Below are 25,286 nucleotides of genomic sequence, written 5' to 3'. Positions count from 1 at the left end.
GTTGTTTTCGACTTTAGCAGACGATCATCCGCCGAACCTAATCGGCTTCGTGTGATGCCCGCGGGTGTCAAAAGGTGCTCCGTTTGGATTTCCATCCGTCTGCGGAGCGGTTCAGATGCGCTTTGGGGGCGAGCGGACTCCGCTCACCACAACCGTTTAAACCTACCTCCCCGGACTACCTTGGTCAAGGACTCCGGGCAAGATTCTTTATACGGTCCGGCCGGAGTGCCTGTGCACTCCGCTTGCCGCGACCCTCCAACGTACGCACCGGTACCCCTCGGGTCAATAGGTTCCGGGAAGTTTCTCAATGTCGCAGGTCAGAGGGGTTGGAGGGCCGTCAGGCCGCGAAGGACGACGGTGGGCTCTCCAGGTGCTCCAGCTCGATGCCGGGGGCGGCGAGCACCACGTCGCCGGCGATGTGGACCGTCCGTACCTCTCCGGTGTCCAGCTCGCTCACCTGGTACTCGTCCACAACGAGTGGTCCGGTGTCGGTGTCGTGACCAGCTCTGTCGAGGAGTGCCCAGGACTGATCCAGGGTGAGGGGTGCGAGGACCGGATCGGTGAAGGCCACGAGGCGTACGCGGACGGCCCCGGCGCCCGGTTCCAGCCGCAGCAGGCGGGAGACGGCGACCAGGAAGGCCGGAGAGGCGCCGGTGAAGGAATGGGCGCGGACATTGCCCTCCGTCGCGTGCTCCCCGGTGGGGTCCGTGCGGACCCAGGTGACCCCGTCCAGGGCGGCGCCCCTGACCTGCCAGCTGGACGCGTGCAGCTCCATCCTGAGCGGGCGGCCGAGCTCGTCGAGAGTGAGGTCCACGGATCCGGTGTGATCGCCGGAGGGTGAGGTCCGCTGTGCGACATAGCGCCATCCGCTGGGGCCGGGAGCGCAGTGGAAGTGCTCCTCGCCCAGGGGGGCGTGATCGTGCGGGTCGTGGAGGGAGTAGCGGCCGCGGGGCATGGTGAGGTCCTTGACGAGCGTCGGGCCCGCCCGGCCGGATGGCGCGGACGGGCCCTGGGGCCCCCGCCGGGGCGGGGGCCGGGTCAGCGGCCGCCGACGGTGTGGTCGGCGGCGCCGGTGCGATCAGCGGATGCGATCAGTAGCGGTAGTGGTCGGGCTTGTACGGGCCCTCCACCGGGACGCCGATGTAGGAGGCCTGCTCGGGCCGGAGCGTGGTCAGCTTGGCTCCGAGCGCGTCCAGGTGGAGGCGGGCGACCTTCTCGTCCAGGTGCTTGGGGAGCACATAGACGTCGGTCGGGTACGACTCCGGCTTGGTGAAGAGCTCGATCTGGGCGATGGTCTGGTTCGCGAAGGAGTTGGACATCACGAACGACGGGTGACCGGTCGCGTTGCCGAGGTTCAGCAGACGGCCCTCGGAGAGCAAGATGATCTTCTTGCCGTCGGGGAAGGTCCAGGTGTGGACCTGCGGCTTGACCTCATCCTTCACGATGCCCGGGAGGGCCGCGAGCCCGGCCATGTCGATCTCGTTGTCGAAGTGGCCGATGTTCCCGACGATCGCCTGGTGCTTCATCTTGGCCATGTCCGAGGCCAGGATGATGTCCTTGTTGCCGGTCGTGGTGATGAAGATGTCGGCGGTCTCCACCACGTCGTCCAGGGTGGCGACCTGGTAGCCGTCCATCGCGGCCTGCAGCGCGCAGATCGGGTCGATCTCGGTGATGATCACCCGGGCGCCCTGGCCGCGCAGCGACTCGGCGCAGCCCTTACCGACGTCACCGTAGCCGCAGATGACCGCGACCTTGCCGCCGATCAGCACGTCGGTGGCGCGGTTGATGCCGTCGACCAGGGAGTGGCGGCAGCCGTACTTGTTGTCGAACTTGGACTTGGTGACCGCGTCGTTCACGTTGATCGCCGGGAAGAGCAGCGTGCCGTCCCGCTGCATCTCGTAGAGGCGGTGAACGCCGGTGGTGGTCTCCTCGGTGACCCCGCGGATCTCGGAGGCCAGCTGCGTCCACTTCTGCGGGCTCTCCGCGATGGTGCGGTTCAGCAGTTCGAGGATGACGCGGTGCTCGTCGTTCTCGGCGGTGGCGACGTCAGGGGCGGCGCCGGCCTTCTCGTACTCGACGCCCTTGTGGACGAGGAGGGTGGCGTCGCCACCGTCGTCCAGGATCATGTTGGGCCCGCCGGTGGGGGTGCCGGGCCAGGTCAGCGCCTGCTCCGTGCACCACCAGTACTCCTCCAGGGTCTCGCCCTTCCAGGCGAAGACCGGGATGCCCTGCGGGTTCTCCGCGGTGCCCTCGGGACCGACGGCGATCGCGGCCGCGGCGTGGTCCTGGGTGGAGAAGATGTTGCAGGAGGCCCACCGGACCTGGGCGCCGAGGGCGACCAGGGTCTCGATCAGCACGGCGGTCTGCACCGTCATGTGCAGGGAGCCGGTGATACGGGCGCCGGCCAGCGGCTGCTGCTCGGCATACTCCTTACGGATCGCCATCAGGCCGGGCATCTCGTGCTCGGCGAGGGTGATCTCCTTACGGCCGAAGGCAGCCAGGGAGAGGTCCGCGACCTTGAAGTCCTGACCGGAGACGGCTGTCGTCATGAGTGCTGCTCCTCGTCGATCGTGTGCGAGCGAGAGTGGTTCGGCTGGGCATGCGAGGCGTCGGGCAGGGCTCCCGACAACGGGCACACCTGTCCCCTTCTACCTCACAGTGCGCAGTCCGTCGGAGGCCCTCTCTCCCTCGGCCGACCCGGGGTGCGGGCCGCCCGACCGCCATCAGCAGCGACGTCTGGCTCGGTCACGAATCTACACCGATCGGCGGAGCGAACCCCAGCCCCCATCGGTCATCTTCGGCCGTACGGCTATGACCAGGGGCGACGGGGGCGCTGTTTTGGGCGGTGTCGGCCGCGCTGCTTTGGGGGGGGGCGACGGCCGCGCTGCTCGGGGACCGTGGGGTGCGTTGCTTCGGGGGCCGAGGTCGCGTCGTTTGCGGAGTCGGGGGTTCAGCCCGTCGCTTAGATCCCGGCCGGATGTATTGCACGATGCCACGAGCGCGGGGACGCTGGCAGCTTCCCGCGCCCGCTCAACGCGTTAAGGAGAACCACGTGACCAGTCCAGCCGATCCCCCCAACGGTGCGGGGGCCAGCGGACCGGGGCTCAAATTGCTCGCGGTGACCGCGTGTCCCACGGGTATCGCCCATACCTATATGGCCGCTGAGAAGCTGGCCCAGGCGGCGGAGTCGCTCGGCCACAGCATGAAGGTGGAGACCCAAGGCTCGATCGGGGCCGAGAACGTACTGTCTGACAACGATGTCAGCGAGGCTGACGGCATCATCATCGCCGCCGACAAGGACGTCGACCGCAGTCGTTTCGTCGGCAAGAGGGTGCTTGTCGTCGGGGTCGCCGATGGCATTCACCGGCCGCAGCGGCTGATCGAGCAGGTGCTGGACGCGCCGGTGTACGAGGGCGACGGTTCTGGCGCCGGGCGCGGTGGTGCCTCGGGGGCGGCGGCTTCCGGGGGTGGTGGCGGTGGCGGCAGTAAGGGGCGCAGCGTCACCTATAAGGCGCTCATGAACGGTGTCTCGTACATGATCCCGTTCGTGGTGGTCGGCGGTCTGCTGATCGCGGTCTCGCTCGCCCTGGGCGGTGATACGACGTCCAAGGGCATCGTCATCCCCGACGACTCCTTCTGGAAGACGGTCAACGACATCGGGAGCATCGGCTTCGAGCTGATGATCCCGGCCCTGTCCGGCTATATCGCCTACGCCATCGCGGACCGGCCCGCGTTGGTGCCCGGCATGGTGGGCGGTTGGATCGCGGCGCACGGCGAGCTGTACGACAGCGAGGCGGGCGCCGGCTTCATCGGGGCGATCGTCACCGGCTTCCTGGCCGGTTATCTGGTGCTGTGGATCAAGCGGGTCAAGGTTCCGAAGTTCGTCCAGCCGATCATGCCGATCATTGTGATCCCGATCGTGGCGACCTCGGCGCTCGGCCTCTTCTTCATCTATGTCCTCGGCGAGCCGATCTCCTGGGTCTTCGAGCAGCTCACTGACTGGCTCGGTGGGCTGACCGGCACGAGTGCGGCGGTGCTCGGCATCATTCTCGGGCTGATGATCGCGTTCGATATGGGCGGTCCGGTCAATAAGACGGCGTTCCTTTTCGGTGCCGGGCTGGTGTCCAAGAACCCCGAGGTCATGGGGGCGTGCGCGGCGGCCATTCCGGTACCGCCGCTGGGCCAGGGGCTGGCCACGCTGTTGCGCCGCCGGATGTTCGACGACCAGGAGCGGGAGACCGGGCTGGCGGCGCTCTTCATGGGCTTCTTCGGCATCACGGAGGGCGCGATTCCGTTCGCGGCGGCGCGTCCCGCGCGGGTCATTCCGGCGAACATGGTGGGTGGCGCGGTCGCCGGGGCGATAGCCGGGGTGGCGTCGGTCGAGGACAACGTGCCGCATGGGGGGCCGATTGTGGCGGTTCTCGGTGCGGTTGGTGGGGTGCCGATGTTCTTTGTCGCGGTGGTGGTGGGTACGGCGGTGACGGCGTTGGTGACGATTGGGTTGATGTCCGTGGGCGGTGCTGGTGATTCGGGCGGTGCGGGTGGTGTGGTTGGTGCGGGTGGTGTGGCTGGTGCGGGTGCCACCGCGGGTGGTGGCACCGGGGCATCGTCGGTCGCGGCTGAGCCCGTCCTTGCTGGGGTGGGCGGCGGCGGTGACCGTGCCGGGGAGGCGAGTGGTGCTGCGGGTGCCCGTAAGGCGGTCGCTTCTCAGAGCGGGGCCGGCGAGGCCGGTGCTGGGGGCCAGGTGCTGTCCGGGTATCTCACTGAGCAGACCGTCAAGGAGCGGCTGGCGGCCGACGGTAAGGACGCCGCGATCCGTGAGATGGCTGAGCTGCTGGCCGCGACCGGCAAGGTGACGGATGCGGAGGAGCTGGTGCGGGCCGCGTTTGCCCGGGAGGACCAGGGCACGACCGGGCTCGGCGAGGAGATCGCGATTCCGCATGCCAAGACGGATGCGGTGACCGCTCCGGTCGTCGGCTTCGCGCGTTCCCCTGAGGGGATCGAGTGGGGTGCGCCGGATGGGACGAAGGCCCGGCTGGTGTTCATGATCGCGGTGCCGGAGGCGGATGCGGGGGATGAGCATCTGCGGATTCTGGCGTTGCTGTCGCGGAAGTTGATGGCTGAGGAGTTTCGGGAGCGGTTGTTGGAGGCGGGGGATGTGGGGGCGATATTGGGGGTGCTTGGGGAGATTGAGTAGGGCGGGGGTTGGGGGTGGGTTTTTCCCCCACCCCGCCCCTTCCCGAAACCGGGGGCAAAGCCCCCGGGCCCCCACCGGGGCTCCGCCCCGGACCCCGGCTCGGGCACTCGGCCCAGGCTCCGGTTCGGGCTGTGCCCGAACCCCAGCCCGAGTGCTCCGCCCCGGACTCCGGTTCAGGGGCTCTGCCCGGACCCCGGCCCGAGGATTTCCGCTCCGGACTCCGGTTCAGGTTCTCCGCCCGGACCCCGGCCCGAGGATTTCCGCCCCGGGCTCCGGTTCAGGGGCTCCGCCCGGACCCCGGCCCCCGGTTTTCCGCCCCGGGCTCCGGTTCTCCGCCCGGGGTCCGGCTCGGGGTTCCGCCCCACAGCCCGGTTCAGGGTCCTACCCCAGAGCCCCGGCCCTGGTCTCCGCCCCGGTTCCTGGGGTTCGAGGACTCAGTTCCCCTGTCCACGCCCCCTGCTCCGCCGTCCCGACGGTTTGTGCGGCGCGTAGCGTCCGGACCGCGGTGCGTTGTCGAGTGCGGGACGGTTGGGGGGCACCCGTTCCGCTATTCGGAACGGGTGGGCACAAACCGGGTGATACGTGTTGGCCCTCCGAACCCGTGATCTCGGGTTCGGAGGGCCAACTGCGAGGCGGCTCTGCCCCGTTCGCTCAGGCGGATGTCGAGGTTCGGAGGATGTCGGGTTCCAGGTAGATGACTCGGGCGATCGGGACCGCCTCGCGGATGCGGGCCTCCGCGGCGTCGATCGCGCGGGCGATCTCTACCGCTGTGTCGTCGTGCTGGACCGCGATCTTGGCGGCGACCAGCAGTTCCTCGGGGCCGAGGTGGAGGGTGCGCATGTGGATCACGCTGGTGACGGTCTCGCCGTCCACGACGGCTTCGCGGATCTTGGCGACCTCCGTGGCGTCGGCCGCCTCGCCCAGCAGCAGCGACTTGGTCTCGGCCGCGAGCACGAGGGCGATCACCACCAGCAGGATGCCGATGCAGAGGGTGCCGATGCCGTCCCAGACGCCGTCGCCGGTCAGCATGGTGAGGCCGACGCCGCCGAGCGCGAGGACCAGGCCGACGAGGGCGCCGAAGTCCTCCAGGAGGACGACGGGGAGCTCGGGGGCCTTGGCGCGGCGGACGAACTGGGACCAGCTCTGCTTGCCGCGGATCTCGTTGGACTCCTTTATGGCCGTACGGAAGGAGAAGCCCTCGGCGATGATCGCGAAGATGAGCACTCCGACCGGCCAGTACCAGTGCTCCAGCTCATGGGGGTGCTGGATCTTCTCGTAGCCCTCGTACAGCGCGAAGACGCCACCGATGGTGAACAGCACGATGGAGACGAGGAAGCCGTAGATGTAGCGCTCGCGGCCGTAGCCGAAGGGGTGCTCGGGGGTGGCCTCGCGCTTGGCCTTCTTCCCGCCGAGGAGCAGCAGCCCCTGGTTGCCCGAGTCGGCGATCGAGTGCACGCCTTCGGCGAGCATCGACGACGAGCCGCTGAAGGCGAACGCCACGAACTTGGCTGCGGCGATAGCCAGGTTCGCGCCCAGCGCGGCAACAATCGCCTTGGTTCCGCCTGATGCACTCATATGTGCCGAATTTCCCTTCCACTTACATGGCAGCTCACGGCGGCTTTGCCAGTGCTTTACCGCCTCACGGCGGGCCATTGTTCCAGCCCCTCCAGCGGGCTGTACCTCAGGCGGTCACTGTGGCCCTGAACACAGTGCCATCGCCGCTCAGGGTGGCCTCCTCGCCGGCCGGTACGAAGGCCGACTCCCCGCGCTTCAGCGGGAGTTCGCCGTCCGCGCCGCGTAGGGAGACCTCGCCCGAGGCGCAGAGCAGGATCTGCGGGCCGGTCGCCGGCAGCGGGCTGGGAGCGGCGCCGTCGGCCAGGACGTGGCGGGAGAGCCGGAACTCGTCGATCGGGGTGGTGTAGAGCTCCTCGCCGGAGGAGTCCGCTTCGGGCCGCAGCACGCCGGGGGCGGCGCTCTCGAAGCGGACGACGCGCAGCAGCTCGGGGACGTCCACGTGCTTGGGCGTCAGCCCGCAGCGCAGCACATTGTCGGAGTTGGCCATGATCTCGACGCCCAGGCCGTCGAGATAGGCGTGCGGTACGCCGGCGCCGAGGTAGAGGGCCTCGCCGGGCTGGAGGGTCACGAAGTTGAGCAGCATCGCGGCGATCGCGCCGGGGTCGCCCGGGTAGTGCCGGGCGATGGAGGCGTACGCCGCGTACGCCGGGGCGTACGGTCCGTCCTGCGCGCCGAGCCGCTCGGCGGCGGCAGTCGCCTGCCTTACGGTCTCCGTCATCGCCTCCGGGTCGGCCGTAAGGACGGCGGTCAGCACCTCGCGCAGGGCGTGCGACTCCGGGTGGGCGTGCAGGATGTCGACGTACGGCTTGAGCGAGTCGACATCGAGGGCGGCCAGCAGCTCGGCCGCCTCGTCCGGGTCGCGGAAGCCGCACAGCCCGTTGAACGGCGTGAGTGCGCATATCAGCTCGGGCTTGTGGTTGGCGTCCTTGTAGTTGCGGTGCGGGGCGTCGGCCGGGACGCCGCGCTCCTCCTCGTCCGCGAAGCCCTCCTTTGCCTGCGCGAGGTCCGGGTGAACCTGGAGCGACAGCGGCGAGGCGGCGGCCAGCACCTTCAGCAGGAACGGCAGCCGGGGCCCGAAGAGCCTTACGGCGGCCGCGCCGAGCTCGCCCTCGGGGTCCGCGGCGATCACCTCGGAGAGCGCGACGGAGCCCGCGCCCCGGTCGACCCGGGACGGCGCCCCGGGGTGCGCACCCATCCACATCTCGGCCTGCGGCTCCCCGGTCGGCCGGACGCCCAGCAGCTCCGGGATGGCGGTGGTGGAGCCCCAGGCGTAGGGGCGCACGGTGTTGACGAGGCGGTCCATGCGGTGCGGTTCCTGACTGTGCAGTGAGGGACGTGGGGCAGGTGGTGCGTGCCTTACGGCCTTGGGCACGGCCTTACGGTCGTACTCAAGGTCTCTGACGGCCTCAAGTTCTATCCGGCGAAGCGAGCGCGAGGTAAACGGCGGCGAAATCCGTGATGGCGAGAAGTTCCGCGGCGCTCTCCAGTGGGGTGCCCTCGGCCGGTTCCAGCTCGCTGAACGCGGTCTCGTGCGCCAGCGCGAGCTCCCGGGCGGTCGGCACGGCCGAGACGGGGCCCACCGGCTCGTCGTGGAGCAGCACGATCCGGGCGCGGAGCGCCTCGGGCTCCTCCACCCGGTCGCGGAAGAAGTCGTCCGGGTCGGCGCCGCCCGCGAACGCCCCGGTCAGCAGCGCGCCATGCGCGGCGAGCGCCCCGGGGAGCTCGGCGACGAGCGCGGGGCGCCCGGCGAGCGCCGCGAGCAGCCCCGAGAAGCGCCGTCCGGTCGCGGCGGCGACCGGGCCCTCGGTCCACAGCAGCGGAAGCGCCCCGGCGAGCTCGGCCGCGAGCGTCTTGGCGGGGTTGGTGTAGGTGGCGATGGCCGGGCCACAGCGCTCGGCGACCTGGTCGAGCCGGTCGGCGACCTGCTGCAGCGCGGTGGGCGGCGCGGACACCAGGCCGATCCGGTCGACCAGCAGGAGCAGCGGGGTGAGCAGGGCCCACAGCGTGCCGGGCAGCGCGGGACCGGTCATCTCGTCGGGGGCGGTGCCGGGCGGCTCGACGGGCTGCGGGACGGATGGCGTCCCGTACGGGGCGGGGGCGTCGCCCAGGGCGCCCTCGGCGAGGGCGGTGCCCTCGGTGCCGGTCGCGCCGGGCGCGTGCGGGTCCCCGCGGTAGGGGTCGGTGCCGTACCCGCCGGTGGCGTACGGGGCCGAGCCGTTCGGCGCCGTGGCCAGCGGCACCGTCAGGCCGCGGGCCTGCGCGACCGCGTCGGCCAGCGGGGACTGGCCCGGGGCGACGGAGACGATGGCGCAGCCACGGCGGTACGCCTGCTCGACCAGACGCGGAAGGCCCGGTTCCGTGCCGTCCGGGGTCGCGATGACCAGCAGGTCCAGCGGCCCCGCCCAGCCGGGCAGCGTCCAGCGCAGCGCGCCCGGCGCGGGGGCCACGCCGGTGGGCGCGATCAGGCTGACCGGGCAATTGCCTCCGCTGAGCGCGCCGAGGAGATCGGCGGTGCAGCTTCCGGCCGCCCCCGGGCCCGCGACCATGACGGCGCGCGGGCGCCCGTCCGGCTTGAGGTCGCCTATCCCGGCCTCGGTGGCGTGCCGGGCGGCGGTACGGACGCGGGCACCGGCCTCGGCGGCCCCGCGCAGCAGTCCGCGGGTATCCGCGCGGGCGAGCGCCTCGGGGGCGTCGAGGAGGGATTCGTCGAGCATCGTGCTTCGGCCTCCGATCGCCGTGGCGGGCGGTACGCGTGGGATCGCGCGGGGCTTACGCGTGGGACCGCGCGGGGCTGGGGCCCGGCGGACCGGCGGGTCAGGCCGGGCGGCGCGCCTCGTCGACGAGCAGCACGGGGATGCCGTCCCGCACGGGGTACGCGAGACCGCACCCCTCGCCCGTGCACACCAGCTCGAGGGTCTCCGGGGACTGCTCCTCGCGCAGCGGGGCGTGGCACGCCGGGCAGGCGAGGATCTCCAGAAGACCGGCTTCGAGCGGCATGGGGGCGTCCCTTCGGGTATGGGTCCAGCCGGACATCGGTCCGGCGAGGTCAGCGTACCGCCGGGCGGGCCCGGGGCGCCGCCGGTGTACAACCGGAGCCCGGGGGCTCCCGAGGGCCCCCGTAGCGGGTGCGGGTCCTGCGCACGGGCCTCCGTAAGGGCACGGGGGCTTCTGCGAGGGCTGCGGGAGCCGCGCGCGGACAGCCGCAGGACCCGCGGGACTCCGTAAGGGCGTGCGGACCTCCGGTACGGCGCCGCGGGCCCTCCGTAAGGCCGCGGGCCCTCCTAAGAGGGTGTGACCCGACAGGGCGTCGCGGGCTTCGTAAGGGCGCCCTGGGCCTGCATGAGGCGGACGACCGCAAGGGCCGCCTGCGGGCCTCCCCGCGGAGCCGCGGACCTACCTGAGGGGCGGGCGGGTCGGCCGCGCCGACCGCCGTAAGGACGTCCCGACCCCGTATGGACGCCGGGACCGTCCCCTCGCAGCCCCTACGGCCGCGTGAGGACAGTCGTAAGGGGGGTGCGGGGCTCCCTACGGCCCGTCCGCCTCCCGGAGGAGGGGACGGCCGCGCGTCGACAGCCGTGAGGACGTGCGGGACTCCCCACGGGCTCATCCGCCTCCCGGAGGAGGCGGATGAGCCCGTCGAGGAGCCGGACCGGCCGGATCGGCCGCGCGGCGGCCGCCTTAAGGGCTAGGCGCGGACGATGGAGAGGACCTCGTCGCGGACCTCGGCCGCCGTCTCCTGGTCCCGGGCCTCGACGTTCAGGCGGAGGAGCGGCTCGGTGTTGGAGGGGCGGAGATTGAACCACCAGTTGGGGGTGGTGACCGTAAGGCCGTCGAGTTCGTCGAGTTCGGCGCCCTCGCGGCGCTCGTACGCCGCCTTGACGGCCTCCATGCGCCCGGCCTGGTCGTCGACGGTGCTGTTGATCTCGCCGGAGGCCGCGTACCGGTCGTACTGGGCGACCAGGTCCGACAGCGGGCCCTTCTGGCCGCCGAGTGCGGCCAGGACGTGGAGGGCGGCCAGCATGCCGGTGTCCGCGTTCCAGAAGTCGCGGAAGTAGTAGTGCGCGGAGTGCTCGCCGCCGAAGATCGCGCCGGAGCGGGCCATCTCGGCCTTGATGAAGGAGTGGCCCACGCGGGTGCGGACGGGGGTGCCGCCGTTCTCCTTGACGACCTCGGGGACCGACCAGGAGGTGATGCAGTTGTGGATGACCGTCCCGCCCGGGTGCTTGGCCAGCTCACGGGAGGCGACCAGGGCGGTGATGGCGGAGGGGGACACCGGCTCGCCGCGCCCGTCCACGACGAAGCAGCGGTCGGCGTCGCCGTCGAAGGCGAGCCCGATGTCGGCGCCGGTCTCCCGGACCCGGGCCTGCAGATCGACGATGTTCTTGGGGTCGAGGGGGTTGGCCTCGTGGTTGGGGAAGGTGCCGTCCAGCTCGAAGAAGAGGGCGTCGAGCTCGAGCGGGAGCCCCTCGAAGACGGTCGGGACGGTGTGGCCCCCCATGCCGTTGCCCGCGTCCACGACGACCTTCAGCGGCCGGATGGCGGTCAGGTCCACCAGCGAGCGCAGATGGGCGGCGTAGTCGTCGAGGACGTCCCGCTGGGTGATGGTGCCGGCCTCGGCGGCGGGCTCGGGCGCGCCGCTGTCCGCCCATCCCTCCACCAGGGCGCGGATCTCGCCGAGCCCGCTGTCCTGGCCGATGGGGGCGGCGCCCGCGCGGCACATCTTGATGCCGTTGTACCGCGCGGGGTTGTGGCTGGCGGTGAACATCGCGCCGGGCAGGTTGAGATATCCGCTCGCGAAGTAGAGCTGATCGGTCGAGCACAGTCCGATCTCGGTCACATCCACCCCGAGCGAGGCGGCGCCGCGCGCGAAGGCCCGCGCCAGACCGGGCGAGGAGGGGCGCATGTCATGGCCGACGACGATCGCGTCCGCGTCGGTCACCCGGGCGAAGGCGGCGCCGAAGAGTTCGGCGAGCGACTCGTCCCACTGGTCCGGGACCACACCGCGCACGTCGTAAGCCTTCACGATCTGCGACAAGTCGGGCACAGCCAACCCCTTCTGGAGGTCCTGGTGGAGATGTCTTGCGGACGTCTCCGCGTACGTCCCTGCGGACGTCTCCGCGTACGTCCCTGCGGACCTCAAAACCTACCCGCAGGACCTGGGTCGGAACTGTGAGCCCCGTCGCGCGGCGTGCTGTCGGCCAACTTGCGCGGCCCGCCACGGGGCCATCCCCGGCCCGGGTCACGGCAGCATCCAGCCCAGCAGGAACGACGACTGCGCGACGACGATCAGGCACATCACCAGCAGCAGCACGAGGCTCCACGGCAGCACCTTACGGAGCAGATCGCCCTCGCGCCCCTTCAGACCGACCGCCGCACACGCGATGGTGAGGTTCTGCGGGGAGATCATCTTGCCGAGCACCCCGCCCGAGCTGTTGGCGGCGGCCAGCAGATCCGGGGACAGCCCGGACTCACGGGCGGCGGTCACCTGGAGAGCGCCGAAGAGGGCGTTCGCGGAGGTGTCCGAGCCGGAGACGGCGACGCCGAACCAGCCGAGCACCGGGGAGAGGAAGGCCAGTCCGGCCCCGGCGGCCGCGACGAAGTGACCGATGGTGGCGGCCTGCCCGGAGAGATTCATGACATAGGCGAGCGCGAGCACCGAAGTGACCGTAAGGATCGCATGACGCAGTTCGCGCACCGTGGCGGCCCACTCCCGCAGGGCGTCGCCCGCGGTCACCTTGAGGACGGCGGCGGTGGCCACTCCGGCCACCAGCACCAGGGTGCCGCCAGTGGCGATCAGCGGCATCGAGAAGACGTTGGCGCCCACCGCCTTTCCGCCGGGGTCGGCGACGTCCAGGAAGGGCCAGTCGAAGGTGCGGGTGGCCTTGGCCAGGAGGTCCTTGACCGGGCCGATCTGGGCGATGGAGAAGATCGCGACGATGAGCGCGTACGGGGCGTAGGCGCGCACCACCTCCCGGCGCGGGTCCTCGCGGTCCAGGTCGTCGCTGCGTACGCCGGTGAGCACGGCGGCGCGCACCGGCTCCTCGGCCGGGCGGCGGGCAGCGGGCACGGCCATCAGCACGGCCGCGCCGACCAGCGCCGCCGCGATGTCGGCGAGCTGGACGGAGAGGTAGTTGGAGACGGTGAACTGGGCGATGGCGAAGGCGACCCCACAGGCGAGCGCGGGCGCCCAGGTCTCGCGCAGCCCGCGCCGCCCGTCGACGAGCGCGACCAGCAGCAGCGGAACGACGAGGGCGAGCAGCGGGGTCTGCCGGCCCACTAAGGAGGCCACGGAGTCCAGCGGCAGCCCGGTGACCTGAGCGAGCGTCACCACCGGGGTGGCCATGGCGCCGAAGGCGACCGGCGCGGTATTGGCGACGAGCGCGACGACGGCGGCGCGCACCGGGTCGAAGCCGAGCGCCACGAGCATGACCGAGCAGATCGCCACCGGTGCGCCGAACCCGGCGAGGGCCTCCAGGAGCGCACCGAAACAGAAGGCGATGACGAGGGCCTGGATGCGGGGGTCGTCAGAGAGCCGGCCGAAGGAGCGGCGCAGCACGTCGAAATGGTCGGTACGGACGGTCATCCGGTACACCCACAGGGCGTTGACGACGATCCACAGGATGGGGAAGAGGCCGAAGAGCACCCCTTGGGCGGCGCTGGAGACGGTCTGGCCGACGGGCATCCCGTACGGGAGGCAGGCGACGAGGGCGGCGACGACGAGCCCTATGGGGCCCGCGTAGTAGGCGCGCATCCGCACCCCGCCGAGCAGGACGAGGACGGTGACGAGGGGAAGGGCGGCGACGAGGGCGGACAGGGAGAGTGAATCGGCGACGGGGTCCAACTGCTGCACGAACACACGGGCCTCCCGGCATGGGCCATCCCTGGAAGGTCACATCCGAGATGCGGAAACGGAGGACCCTGGGGTGCAGGCATGGTCGTGTCCGCGCCAAGTCACAGTCAATGCTCCGTCAGCAAGTGATCCCGGGGAACGCCGCGGAACGCGGGAAGATCGCGGGAGATCGCGGGAAGGTTGCGGGAGATCGCCGGAGCGAAAGCCGATCAGGGCTCGGGCGACCGCAGGACCCGCAGATGGCCGCGGCGCGCGACCTCACGCGGATCGCCCTCCCGGCCGCCGTGTCCGCCCCCGGATCCCCCGGAACCGGCCGCCGCCCCCGCCGCGCGCTCAGGCGGGCGGGCGGCCTCGCGGACCGCGTTGGCCAGCGCCTCCAGATCGTCACCGCTGGGCCGGGGCGGGCCGCTGTCGACGGCGAGCCGGACGACCTCCCAGCCGCGTGGGGCGGTCAGCCGCTCGGAGTGCTCCGAGCACAGGTCGTAGCAGTGGGGCTCGGCGTAGGTGGCGAGTGGCCCGAGGACGGCGGTCGAATCCGCATAGACGTACGTCAGCGTCGCGACGGCGGGGCGGCCGCAGGCGGTGCGCGAACAGCGACGTACAGGGCTCACGACGTTGGACGGTACCGCACTCTTGAGCGGGCCGCGACGACTCTCCACCAGCTCACTCCGCCGTGTCGTCCCGGTTCGCACCGTGCACCCGAAACGTGAACTTACTGGCTGACCAGCGTGGACCGCCGACGCGGCCGGAACCGCCGACAACGAATCCGGTCAGCACTCGAACCGAGAGGGATCATCCTGGGCCAGGGAAGCGACCCAAGAGACGTCCGTTTTTGGACCCAAGCATGGCTGGAATGTTCATTTGGCGACATCCGGCACGGCTGTCCGGTAAGCGCATGAGGGCGGGGCTACGACGGCTACCCTCGGAGTGATGACCAGCCCCGTACACCCCCACCAGTCCGAGCCGCGTCCCCGTCGTCGCGATCGCCACGGACGAGGTATGCGCGGCCCCATCGCGCCTCCCCAGGTGCCGCTCTCGGTCAGCCGCGCGGAGTCCTTCGTCGATCTTGTGCAGGACTCGGCGGAGCGGCTGGAGAGACGCTGGCCACAGCTGTCCGGGGTCGACTTCACGGTGCTCGAGGTGCCCACGTCGGGGCTCGGCGGCCCGGGGCCGGGCGGTGGCCCGGACGGGCACGGCGGAGCGGACGGCTGGGACGGCGAGTCCGTGCCGCTCGGGCGCTTTATCGCGGCCCGCGGGGACGCGCCGGACCGGATCGTGATCTACCGCCGCCCGGTCGAGATCCGGGCGAAGAACCGGGACGAGCGGGCGCTGCTGGTGCACGAGGTCGTGGTCGAGCAGGTGGCGGAGCTGCTGGGGCTGGCGCCGGAGTCCGTGGATCCGCGGTACGGGCAGGACTAGGTCGCGGTACGGGCGGGAGTAGGCCGCGGTACGGGCGGGGGCGGCGGGCACGCCGTACGGGCCCGTACCGGCAGGGCCAGGAGGCGTCCGGCGGGTCGTGGCGCCTGCGGCGGGCTGCTCCCCTCCCCGCCCCTTCCCACAACTGGGGCTCCGCCCCAGACCCCGCTCCTCAAACGCCGGAGGGGCTGGAAGGCCAAACGCCGGAAGGGCTGGAAGGCGAGGCTCCAGCGCCGCCCTAGTCGTCGTTGAGCAGGGACAGGTCCTGGCCCGCCTCGGGGACCGCGACCGTGCCGCGGTCGTCCGGCAGCGACTGGATCGTGAACATCGGCACCCCGCCCTCCGACAGTGCCAGCATCCGCGAGGCGTGCACCGGGCCGCCGGAGAGCCGCTCGACCGTCACCGCGTACGGGCCCTTGCCCGAGGTCGGGCGCGGGGGCTCCAGAGCCTTGGTGGTGCCGCCCTTGACCTCGTAGGTCTTGCTGACCGGGCTGCCGCCCCCCGCGCCCGCCGAGGCGGTGATCCGCACCTTGGCGGACGCGCGCGGCGCCACCAGGGAGAGCGTGGAGCCCTTGGTGCGGTTGTCGGCCGCGGTGGCGCTGCGCTCGATCGCGGCGGTCGCGGGGATGAACGCCGTCTCCTGGTCGCTCCCCTTGCCCCGGGTCACCTGGAGCGCGGCCACGACCGGTGTGGCCGGGCCCTCGCCGCCCTCGGGGGTGAGCAGCAGCGAGCCGGGCTCGCCCTTGGTCACGTCGCCGAGGTCGATCGCGGCCGTCATTCCGCTCTTGACGTGCAGCGACTCATGCCCGGCCGGGGTGATCGCGTTGTTCGGCCCGGCCAGCCGCACCTTGAGGTCCGCGTCGTCGGACCCGGGCGCGAAGACGATCAGGCGGGCCGAGGTGGCGTCCTTGGGGATGCCGGGGATCGCGACGCTCGTCGAGGGCACGGCGGAGGCGGGGAGCCAGTCGCCGCCCGCCTTCTGGTCCATGGCCTGCACGGCCGCGCCGATCCGGCCGGTGCGGGCCGTCACGTGGAGTGTGGCGCCGGCCGCCCGCTGGTCGGTGAGGGTCGAGAGCAGGACCGGGACCGTGGAGCGCGGCGGGACCGTGATCGCTTCGTCGGTGGAGGGCTTCAGCCGGCCGCTCGGTCCGTAGAGCTTCAGGTCCACCTCGGCCGCGGCGTCGTCCGGGTTCGTCAGGTGGACGAAGTCCTGGCGGTTCCGGTCGGTGCTGACGCCGGGGAGCCAGAAGTCCGTGTCGGGCGCGGTGCACGCGGTGCCCAGGAGGCCTCGCCCGCTGCCCGCGTCGATCGTGGTGGTCTGCTGGACGGTCCAGCCGGGTGCGAAGCGGCCGTCGGCGGTGCCGATGAGCGCGGGCGCGCCCGCGCTGCTCTCCTCGGTGGTGACGGGCTTGCCGGGCTCCTTCAGGGGCAGCACGGGCTTGTCGCCGCCCGGGGCCGCCTGGCCGCCCTTCCCGCCGTCCTTACCGTTCTTGCCGTCGTCCTTACCGCCGCCGTCGCCGCCGGGATCCGTCGTGTCGTCAGCGGGGCTCTGGGCGGGCAGCAGTTCGGCGGCGCCGTCCTTGGCGTCCACGCCGTCCCGCTTGGGCGTGTACGCGGTGTAGGTGGTGCTGCTCACATCCGAGGAGGAGGGCGTCGGGCACAGCAGCGTCGAGCGCTGCACGGGCAGCCGGGTGGCGGCCTTCGCGGAAGCGTCCGCGTCGTCGGAGGAGCCCCCCGTGAGGGCCGCGACGCCGGTGACGGCGGCCAGCGCCGTGGCCGCGCCGATCAGGGACAGGGTGGTGCGGTTCATCGCTGCTGATCGCTCCCGTCGCGGCGGTCCTCGGGGTCGTCGCCGCCGTACGTCGTGTCGCCCTGCGGGGGGTAGCCGCCGTCGGCATAGGGCTGCTGCTGGTCGTAGCCGTAAGGGTCGGCGTACTGGCCGCCCGCGTACGGGTCCGCCGGGTACTGGCCCTCCTGGTAGCCGGCCGGATAGCCGGTGTCCTGATAGCCGCCCTGGTAGTCACCGGCCGGGTACTGGCCGGTGGAGTACTGGCCCGCGTAGCCCTCGCCCTGGTACTGCTCGCCCTGGTACTGCTCCCCCGCGTACTGCTCGCCCTGGTACTGACCGGCCGGGTACTGGCCGTATCCGGCGTCGGCGTACGTCTGCGCGTCCCACTGCTGCCCGTACTGCTGCTGGTGCGGCACCGCCGCGTACGGGTCACCGGCGGCCGTCTGGTCGCCGTAAGGGTCGTTCGCCATCGCGTTGTCGCCGTAAGGGTCGCCCATGGCGGCCGGCTCGGCGGCCGGCCGCAGCGGTGGCTCCCCCGGCATGGGCGGCTCTCCCGGCAGCGGCGGCTCTCCCGGCAGCGGCGGCTCTCCCGGCAGCGGGGGGATCCCGCCCGGCTGCCCGGGCATGGCGTCCGGCTGCCCGGGGATGGCGTCCGCGGCGGCCGGGTCCGTCTCCGGCCGCCCCTTGGCGCCGCCGTCCTGCGCGGCCTGCGCCGCCTGCGCCTCCGCGGCAGCCCGCAGCCGCCGTGCCCGGCGGCCGTCGCCCGCCAGGTCCTCGGCGGTGACGGCGGCGGCCGTGCCCTCCGCGTCCGGCATGTCGTCGTCGACGTTCCGGCGGCGGCCCGGCAGCGCGAGCACCAGCAGCACCACCGCGAGCAGCCCCTGCGCCCACACCCATGCGGTGTGCGTGATGGGCGTGTCGTAGGTGAGGTCCAACCGGCCGCCGCTCGACGGGAGTTCGAAGCCCTGCGCCCAGCCGTCGACCGTCATCGGCTTCAGCGGCTTGCCGTCGAGCGTGGCCTGCCAGTCGGGCGCGGACCGGTCGGCGATCCGCAGCACCCGCCCGGCCGTGCCGTCCGGGACCGTGGTGTGCGCCTCAACGGGGCCGGAGGCCACGTGCACCGGCTTGGCCGCCGCCCCGCCCGCCGGGCGGCCCGAGGACTCGGCCGGGACGATGGAGACCCGCGAGACCCGCTGGTTGACCCGCCACAGCACGCCGCCGTGCTCCCGGCTGAGCTGGGTGAGGCCCGGGGTCGCGTTCAGCACCCGCTCCATCTCGGGCGACGCGCCCTTCTGGACGTACACATAGCGCACCGCGTAGCCGCCGAGCTGACGGGTCTGGTCGGCGCCGGAGCCCGCGATCAGATTGGCCACCACGCCGTCGAGCCGGGTGTCGGAGCCGCCCGCCGACGCGAGTTCGCCGTCGCCGAGCCGGGCGCCGGAGCCGCGCACCAGGGCGTAGTCGGCGTGCGCGGCGCTGCTGTCGCCGCCGAGCACCAGGGTGCGGGCCTGGTCCTCGGTGGCGCTCTCGGCCGCCACGAACGCCGGGACCTGCGAGGGGTCGCGCCGCCCCACCGGGCCGTCCGCGCCGCCCGTCATCCAGGTGACGGCGGCGTACAGCGGCGCGGCGACCGTGGCGACCGCGATCAGCAGCGCGACCGGCTGGCGCCAGCCGAAGCTCTGCGCCGCCACCCGCTCCCGCGCGTCCTCGGCGCCGACCACGGCGGCGGTCAGCAGCGCCAGGCCGTAGACGAGGGTCGCGGGCCCGGCCCAGCCGGAGCCGCTCGTGAGTGCCGCGAAGAGGAAGCCGGTGAGCGCCACGGCCCACGCGGTGCGCACCACCGTCTGCCGCTCCCCGCGCATCAGGGCGGCGAGCGCGGCGAGGACGAAGCCGAGCAGCAGCAGCGTGCCGCCACCGTTGGGGCCGCCGGGGCTGAGCGCGAGCAGGTCCAGCGCGGACGCGGAACCGGCGCCGCGGTCAAGACCGGCCTCCTCGAGGAAGCGGGCCGGGTCGGTGACGAGGTCAAGCGACCAGGGGGCGAGCACGACGAGCGGGGTGCCGACGAGGCTCAGGAACCGCAGCCCGTACCCCATGAGCTGCTCGGTGCCGCTCTGCCGGTGGCGCAGCACGAGCACACCGGCGCCCAGGAGGAGCGCCATCGGCCAGACGACCGGGGTGAAGGCCATGATGAACGTCAGCAGCAGCGCGTACGCCCACGTCGCCCGCCAGCTCGGCAGCCGCGTCCCGTTGCCGGTGAAGCCGGTCGCGGCGGCCGCCGCGCGGGCCATCAGCGGCAGCAGTACGGCGAGCACGGCGGTGCCGAGCCGCCCGCCCGCGAGCGCCCCGGTCGCGGCCGGGAGGAAGGCGTACGCGACGCTTCCCCAGGCGCGCAGCAGCCGGGACTCGACCAGCGGCCGGGAGGCGAAGTACGCGATGAACCCGGCCAGCGGCACCGAACACACCAGCAACAGGGTCAGCGTGAAGCCCGTGGAGCCCAGGAAGACCGTGGCCAGCGAGGCGAGGGCGGCCAGATACGGCGGCGCGGACTGCGTGCCGCCGGTGCCGACCGGATGCCAGCCGTCCACATAGCTCGACCACAGCTCGGAGACATGGGCGGGCGCGGGCAGCAGGGCGCCGCCCGCGAGCGCGCCGGCGCCGAGCAGATCCCGGCAGGCGACCAGCGAGACCACCAGCAGCACGAGGAAGAGCATCGGGCCGGGCCTGCGCGCGATCCGCTTGAGCCGGGCGAACTGCTCGATCTCCAGGAAGTCGGCGTCGTCGCCGCCGGGCCCGGACTCGACCGCGCCGTGCCGCCCCCCGGAGGACAGCTCGGGCTCGGAACGGCCGCCTATATTGCTGGCGACTTGCTCGACCGTCGCCCTTACGGTCGCGCCGGGCGGCGGGAAGAGCGGCCGCAGCTCGTTCGGCTCCGTCGCGGGGCGGCCTCTGCGCTTACGGGCGGCGAGGATCCGCCCCGGCCGCAGCAGGACGCCGAAGAGACCGGCGACCTCGTCCAGGGCCTGCCCCGGCACCTTGCCCACGAGATAGGCCAGGGTGCGCAGCAGCGTGCCGAACAGGAGCCGCAGCATCACATAGGGCAGCACCGCGCCCCGGGTGTTGACCAGCAGGGTGTAGACGGCGCCCGCTTTGTCCACGCGATGCGGGTTGGCGACGGAGCGCCCCACGCAGTCGATGGGCCGCCGCTCGCGCGCGGACGCCTCCGCGTGCCGCACCACGGCGTCCGGGGCCACCAGCACCTGGTGCCCGGCCGCCTGGGCGCGCCAGCACAGGTCGACGTCGTCGCGCATCAGGGGCAGCCGGGAGTCGAAACCGCCCAGCTGCTCCCACACATCGCGACGCACCAGCATGCCCGCGCTGGACACCGACAGCACCGGGCGCACCTGGTCGTGCTGGCCCTGGTCCTGCTCGCGCCGCTCCAGGCCGGTCCAGCGGCGGCCGCTGCGGGCGATGCTGACGCCGACTTCGAGCAGCTGCCGGCGGTCGTACCAGCCGCGCAGCTTGGGTCCGACGATCGCGGGCTCGCGGTTGGCGGTGAACTCGGCGTCGACGACCCGCAGCAGCTCGGCCAGGGCGTCCGGCTCGGGGGCGCAGTCGTCGTGCAGCAGCCACAGCCACTGGACGGGCTCGCCGTGCGGCAGCTCCGGCATGTCGTACGCGTCGTCGCGCCAGGTGCGGTTGACGGGGTCCCAGCCGCTGGGGCGCTTGAGGTAGCCGAGCTCCTCGGGGCCCAGCACCGGGGCCGTACGGACCGCTTCGGCGACGGCCGTGCCGAAGCCGCTGCGGCGCGCCATGTGCAGCACCCGCTCCTCGCCGAGGGTCTCGGTGAGCAGCCGGGCGGAGTCGTCGGCGCTGCCGGTGTCGGCCGCGACGACGCTCTGGACCGGGCGCTCCTGGCCGAGCAGACCGGACAGCGCGTCGGGCAGCCAGCGGGCGCCGTCGTGGGCGACCAGGACGGCGGTGACGACATGGCGCGGATGGGCCGGTGTCTGAACCGGTTCGTGAGCGGGCGCAAACGCGGCGGTGGCGGCCGGGTATTGGGCCGCCGGATGGCTGTGCACGGACATCGAGGTACGGGCCCCGGTTCGCTGGACTGCGGTGGACGCGCGCGCCCCAAGGGGGGCGTTGGAGCGTCTCGGACGGGGCCCCACACTAACGGCTGTGTATGCGACGGGTCCGCCTCCCGTCGCCATGGGCTCGGGGGCGGACCGGTCGCGGTGGCTCACTCCGCCGTGAACTGTGCGGATATGTCAGCGCGGGTCATGCGGTTCTGCCAGGTCCGGCGGGTCCGGCGGGTCCGGCGGGTCCGGCGGCCCTGATGACGGGCTCGGCGGATCTGGCGGCTCTGATGAACCTGGCGGACCTGGCGGATCCGGCGGATCCCAGACGCCGTGGGTCAGACGGCGGCCTTCTTCAGGCGGCGGCGCTCGCGCTCGGACAGACCGCCCCAGATGCCGAAGCGCTCGTCGTTGGCGAGGGCGTACTCGAGGCATTCGGAACGGACCTCGCAGGCGAGGCAGACCTTCTTCGCCTCACGGGTGGATCCGCCCTTTTCCGGGAAGAACGACTCGGGATCGGTCTGGGCGCACAGCGCGCGCTCCTGCCAACCGAGCTCCTCGTCCGCCTCTTCGACCAGCAGTTGCTGGAACAACTCGGTCATGTGCGCCCCTCGTCTGTCTTTGCGTCCCCGTGCCTGATGCCGTTGGTGAAGCGGCAGAACGACACGAGTGAAATTACAAGTGTGCCGATCCGGGCCAGTCAAGCCGAGATCTGCTATTGGGCCTCTTATTCACTCTGCGGAACCAAGGCTGCGCGGAAAGTGTTCAAATCGGCCTAAACGTGACACCTTCCCCATCCGTTGCCTGGGGTCCCTCCTCTCACTCACTGAGGAGGACGCCATCGGCGCCGGTCCCGTTGCATCGCGCGAGAGATGGTGCGGAGTGGGCGGGGCGGTGCGGGAGTGATGCGCTTGATGCGCCGTGTCGCCAATACAACGCGCGCACAAACCTTTCTGCCTCCACAGCGACCGGATGAGGTGAACCTTGACCTGAAACGTGAGATGAAGTTGACAGCGGCGCGGCGTTCCGGGTCTCCTTGGTGGCATGTCAGTGACCCACGCGCCCCTGCCGACCCGTGACCACGGGTTCCGCTGCGCTGTGCGGGCTCGCTGTCGCTGTTCGAGCTGTTGATGCCTCCTGAGCTCCAGCTTTCTCCGCGTTCCGCTCGCGGCGTCTCGCACTGAGACCGCACACCGCGTCCAGATCGCACTCGGGCCCTTACCGCGCCCCTCCCGCCCCACCGCGTCCTTACGGCGCTCTTTCCGCGCCCTTCCCGCCGAGGAACCCCACCGCATGAACAGCGACGTCCAGATCGCCGGTGACCCGCTCGCCATCCCGCATCTGCTGCCGCCCGTACCCGCGCACCCCTCCACCGTCTCCGCCTTCGCGGGCCTGGCCCGCACCATCGCGGCCGACCGCGACGGCTGGGCGTCCCTCGTCCAGTACGACGCCACCAGCCGCTGGTACCACCGACTGCGCACCGGCCCCGGTTATGAGGTGTGGCTGCTCAGCTGGGTGCCCGGACAGGGCAGCGGGGCCCATGACCACGGCCGCTCCTCCGGGGTGCTGACCGTGCTCCAGGGCGAGCTCACCGAGCGGGTGGGGACGCGCGGCGCGCGGCATACCCTGCACGCCGGCGCACAGCGCGTCTTCGCGCCCGGTTATGTGCACGACGTGGTCAACGACGCCCTCGAACCGGCCGTCAGCCTGCACATCTACTTCCCCGGGCTGACCGAGATGCCGCTGCACCCCACCCAGAGCGCCGAGTTGCCCGCCGGGGCCGGGGCGGACGCGCTGGGCGCCCTCGGCGGCTGAGCCGCCCCGAACGCCCCCGATGTCCGGGGCTGCTGCAAGACTGTCCTCCATGCGCATTGTGGTTCTGGCAGGCGGTATCGGCGGCGCCCGTTTCCTTCGCGGTCTGATGTCGGCGGCTCCTGACGCCGACATCACCGTCATCGGGAACACCGGTGACGACATCCACCTCTTCGGCCTCAAGGTCTGCCCCGACCTCGACACCGTGATGTACACCCTCGGCGGTGGCATCCACGAGGAGCAGGGCTGGGGCCGGGCCGACGAGACCTTCACCGTCAAGGAGGAGCTGGCGGCGTACGGAGTGGGGCCCGAGTGGTTCGGCCTCGGCGACCGCGACTTCGCCACGCACATAGTCCGAACGCAGATGATGGGCGCGGGCTATCCGCTGAGCGCCGTCACCGAGGCGCTGTGCGCCCGGTGGCAGCCGGGGGTGCGACTGCTGCCCATGACGGACGACCGCGTCGAGACTCACGTCCTGATCGACACGGCGGACATCGGCGGCTCCGCCGCGGGTGACGGTGAAGGCCGTAAGGCCATCCACTTCCAGGAGTACTGGGTGCGGCTGCGCGCCTCCGTCCCCGCCTACGCCGTCGTACCCGTCGGCGCCGACCAGGCCAAACCGGCACCCGGCGTCCTGGAGGCCATCGCCGACGCCGATGTCGTCCTCTTCCCGCCGTCCAACCCGGTGGTCAGCGTCGGCACGATCCTCGCCGTGCCCGGCGTGCGCGAGGCCATCGCCGACGCCGGGGTCCCGGTCGTGGGCCTGTCCCCCATCGTGGGCGACGCGCCCGTGCGCGGCATGGCCGACAAGGTGCTCGCCGCCGTCGGCGTCGAGTCCACCGCCGCCGCCGTCGCCAAGCACTACGGCTCCGGGCTGCTGGACGGCTGGCTCGTCGACACCGTGGACGCGGGCGCGGTCGAGGAGGTCGAGGCCGCCGGGATCCGCTGCCGGGCGATCCCGCTGATGATGGCGGACCTCAAGGCCACGGCGGCGATGGCGGCCGAGGCGCTGGCGCTGGCGGAAGAGGTGCGGGGATGAGCGCGGTGCGGGGCGGGTCGGGCGAGTTGCCGTCGTACCAGGTGTGGGCCCTGCCCGGGATGCCCGAGGTGCGGCCCGGTGACGACCTCGCCAAGCTGATCGCCGACGCCGCGACCTCGGGCGGTCTGCCGGGGCTCGCGCACGGCGATGTGCTGCTGGTCACCTCCAAGATCGTCAGCAAGGCGGAGGGGCGCGTCGTCGAGGCGGCCGACCGCGAGGCGGCCATAGACGCCGAGACGGTACGGGTCGTGGCGCGGCGCGGCCGTACGCGGATCGTCGAGACCCGCCACGGTCTGGTCATGGCCGCCGCCGGGGTCGATGCCTCCAACACCCCTTCCGGGACCGTTCTGTTGCTCCCCGAGGACCCCGACGCCTCGGCGCGGGCGATCCGGGCCGGGCTGTGGGAGGTGCTCGGCGTGGAGGTCGGCGTCGTCGTCACCGACACCTTCGGGCGGCCGTGGCGGACCGGGGTCACCGACGTCGCCATCGGCGCGGCCGGGGTGCGGGTCCTGGACGATCTGCGCGGCGGAGTCGACGCGTACGGGAACGCGCTGAGCGCGACCATCGTCGCCACCGCCGACGAGCTGGCCGCCGCGGGTGACCTGGTCAAGGGCAAGGCCGAGGGGCTGCCGGTGGCCGTGTTGCGGGGGCTTCCGCACGTGGTGGCGTTCGAGGGGCTGGACGGGGTTGCGGAGCCTGACCGGCGGGGGGTTGAAGGGTCTGATCGGTGGGGGGCTGAGGAGGACGCGGGCGCGAGCGCGTTGGTGCGCGGGGCCGCGGACGACATGTTCCGGCTGGGCACCTCCGAGGCCGTACGGGAGGCGGTGACGCTGCGCCGTACGGTGCGGGAGTTCACCGATGAGCCGGTGGACGGCGCGGCGGTGCGGCGCGCGGTCGCCGCGGCCGTCACCGCACCGGCGCCGCACCATACGACGCCATGGCGGTTCGTCCTGCTGGAGTCGGAGGAGTCGCGGACGCGGCTGCTGGACGCGATGCGGGACGCCTGGATCGCCGATCTGCGCGGGGACGGCTTCTCGGAGGAGAGCGTCGCCAAGCGGGTGCGGCGCGGGGATGTGCTGCGCAAGGCTCCGTACCTGGTCGTCCCGTGCCTGGTCGCCGACGGCGCCCACACGTATCCCGACCCGCGGCGGAACACGGCGGAGCGCGAGATGTTCGTGGTCGCGGCCGGGGCCGGGGTACAGAACCTGCTGGTCGCGCTGGCGGGCGAGGGGCTGGGCTCGGCGTGGGTGTCGTCCACGATGTTCTGCCGCCCGGTGGTGCGTGAGGTCCTGGGCCTGCCGGACGACTGGGACCCGATGGGCGCGGTCGCGGTCGGCCAGGCGGCGGTGCCGCCGGCGGCGCGGCCGGAGCGGGGGGTCGAGGGGTTCGTGGTGGTGCGGTAGGTGTGTGCGGTAGGTGTGCGGTAGGTGTGTGCGGTCTGGGTTTTGGGGCCGGGGTTGTGCGGGGGCGGGGTTGTGCGGGCCGGTTGCGCGGTGGGGTCGCGTGCGCGGGGGTTGGGGGCGCGCGTTGTG

The 25,286-nt window shown here is 72.3% G+C and carries 17 protein-coding genes; 5 read left to right on the top strand and 12 right to left on the bottom strand.

Features of this window, described 5'->3' with window-relative positions; all coding sequences use genetic code 11:
• Positions 1-337 precede the first annotated feature (337 nt).
• Entirely contained in the window at positions 338-955 is a 618-nt protein-coding gene (locus JK364_RS50055; protein ID WP_201858147.1) for a hypothetical protein, read from the bottom strand.
• Between the two features lie 136 nt (positions 956-1,091).
• Complete coding sequence (ahcY, locus tag JK364_RS50050; RefSeq protein WP_201858146.1) at positions 1,092-2,549, bottom strand: adenosylhomocysteinase; 1,458 nt, start codon at positions 2,547-2,549, stop codon at positions 1,092-1,094.
• Positions 2,550-3,052: 503 nt separating this feature from the next.
• On the opposite strand from ahcY, the gene JK364_RS50045 reads away from it, so the two are divergent.
• Positions 3,053-5,197, top strand: a complete 2,145-nt coding sequence (locus tag JK364_RS50045; protein ID WP_201858150.1) for a fructose-specific PTS transporter subunit EIIC — start codon at positions 3,053-3,055, stop codon at positions 5,195-5,197.
• Between the two features lie 651 nt (positions 5,198-5,848).
• On the opposite strand, the gene JK364_RS50040 is transcribed toward JK364_RS50045, so the two are convergent.
• From JK364_RS50040 to JK364_RS50010, 7 genes are all read right to left on the bottom strand, one after another.
• Positions 5,849-6,772, bottom strand: a complete 924-nt coding sequence (locus JK364_RS50040) for a cation diffusion facilitator family transporter (protein WP_201858145.1) — start codon at positions 6,770-6,772, stop codon at positions 5,849-5,851.
• A 106-nt stretch (positions 6,773-6,878) separates the two neighbouring features.
• Positions 6,879-8,075: a mannose-6-phosphate isomerase, class I gene (manA, locus tag JK364_RS50035; RefSeq protein ID WP_201858144.1), complete on the bottom strand. Its 1,197-nt coding sequence runs from the start codon at positions 8,073-8,075 to the stop codon at positions 6,879-6,881.
• 103 nt (positions 8,076-8,178) lie between these two features.
• Positions 8,179-9,486: an SIS domain-containing protein gene (locus JK364_RS50030; RefSeq protein WP_201858143.1), complete on the bottom strand. Its 1,308-nt coding sequence runs from the start codon at positions 9,484-9,486 to the stop codon at positions 8,179-8,181.
• A gap of 100 nt (positions 9,487-9,586) precedes the next feature.
• Positions 9,587-9,769, bottom strand: a complete 183-nt coding sequence (locus tag JK364_RS50025) for a Trm112 family protein (protein ID WP_037954286.1) — start codon at positions 9,767-9,769, stop codon at positions 9,587-9,589.
• A gap of 688 nt (positions 9,770-10,457) precedes the next feature.
• On the bottom strand, positions 10,458-11,816 hold the full coding sequence (locus JK364_RS50020; RefSeq protein ID WP_201858142.1) for a phosphomannomutase/phosphoglucomutase: 1,359 nt from the start codon (positions 11,814-11,816) through the stop codon (positions 10,458-10,460).
• Between the two features lie 195 nt (positions 11,817-12,011).
• A complete protein-coding gene (locus JK364_RS50015; protein WP_201858141.1) occupies positions 12,012-13,628 on the bottom strand; it encodes an L-lactate permease in 1,617 nt (538 codons plus the stop codon).
• 203 nt (positions 13,629-13,831) lie between these two features.
• Complete coding sequence (locus JK364_RS50010) at positions 13,832-14,281, bottom strand: DUF3499 domain-containing protein (RefSeq protein ID WP_201858140.1); 450 nt, start codon at positions 14,279-14,281, stop codon at positions 13,832-13,834.
• A gap of 340 nt (positions 14,282-14,621) precedes the next feature.
• Between JK364_RS50010 and JK364_RS50005 the strand changes: the two genes are divergently transcribed.
• The gene (locus JK364_RS50005) at positions 14,622-15,041 is read left to right on the top strand and encodes a metallopeptidase family protein (RefSeq protein WP_201858139.1); all 420 of its coding nucleotides are present in this window, start codon (positions 14,622-14,624) and stop codon (positions 15,039-15,041) included.
• Positions 15,042-15,276: 235 nt separating this feature from the next.
• On the opposite strand, the gene JK364_RS50000 is transcribed toward JK364_RS50005, so the two are convergent.
• The 3 genes from JK364_RS50000 to JK364_RS49990 form a co-directional block, all read right to left on the bottom strand.
• Entirely contained in the window at positions 15,277-16,848 is a 1,572-nt protein-coding gene (locus tag JK364_RS50000) for a DUF5719 family protein (protein WP_201858138.1), read from the bottom strand.
• A complete protein-coding gene (locus tag JK364_RS49995) occupies positions 16,845-20,912 on the bottom strand; it encodes a glycosyltransferase family 2 protein (protein ID WP_201858137.1) in 4,068 nt (1,355 codons plus the stop codon). Before JK364_RS49995 ends, JK364_RS50000 begins: the two co-directional genes overlap by 4 nt.
• A gap of 329 nt (positions 20,913-21,241) precedes the next feature.
• Positions 21,242-21,505 carry a WhiB family transcriptional regulator gene (locus tag JK364_RS49990; RefSeq protein WP_004952403.1) on the bottom strand — a complete coding sequence of 88 codons (264 nt, stop codon included), beginning with the start codon at positions 21,503-21,505 and terminating at the stop codon, positions 21,242-21,244.
• Positions 21,506-22,196: 691 nt separating this feature from the next.
• On the opposite strand from JK364_RS49990, the gene JK364_RS49985 reads away from it, so the two are divergent.
• From JK364_RS49985 to JK364_RS49975, 3 genes are read left to right on the top strand one after another with little or no spacing between them, the layout of a single operon-like run.
• Entirely contained in the window at positions 22,197-22,718 is a 522-nt protein-coding gene (locus JK364_RS49985; protein ID WP_201858136.1) for a cysteine dioxygenase, read from the top strand.
• 49 nt (positions 22,719-22,767) lie between these two features.
• Positions 22,768-23,754, top strand: coding sequence for a 2-phospho-L-lactate transferase (cofD, locus tag JK364_RS49980; protein ID WP_201858135.1), 987 nt, complete (start codon positions 22,768-22,770; stop codon positions 23,752-23,754).
• The gene (locus tag JK364_RS49975) at positions 23,751-25,157 is read left to right on the top strand and encodes a coenzyme F420-0:L-glutamate ligase (RefSeq protein WP_201858134.1); all 1,407 of its coding nucleotides are present in this window, start codon (positions 23,751-23,753) and stop codon (positions 25,155-25,157) included. The genes cofD and JK364_RS49975 overlap by 4 nt, the downstream gene beginning before the upstream one ends.
• Positions 25,158-25,286 lie beyond the last annotated feature (129 nt).

Source organism: Streptomyces endocoffeicus, from assembly GCF_016741935.1.
Lineage (GTDB): Bacteria > Actinomycetota > Actinomycetes > Streptomycetales > Streptomycetaceae > Streptomyces > Streptomyces endocoffeicus.
Note: the sequence above shows the minus strand (reverse complement) of the source record. Positions and strands in the feature narration are given on the sequence as shown.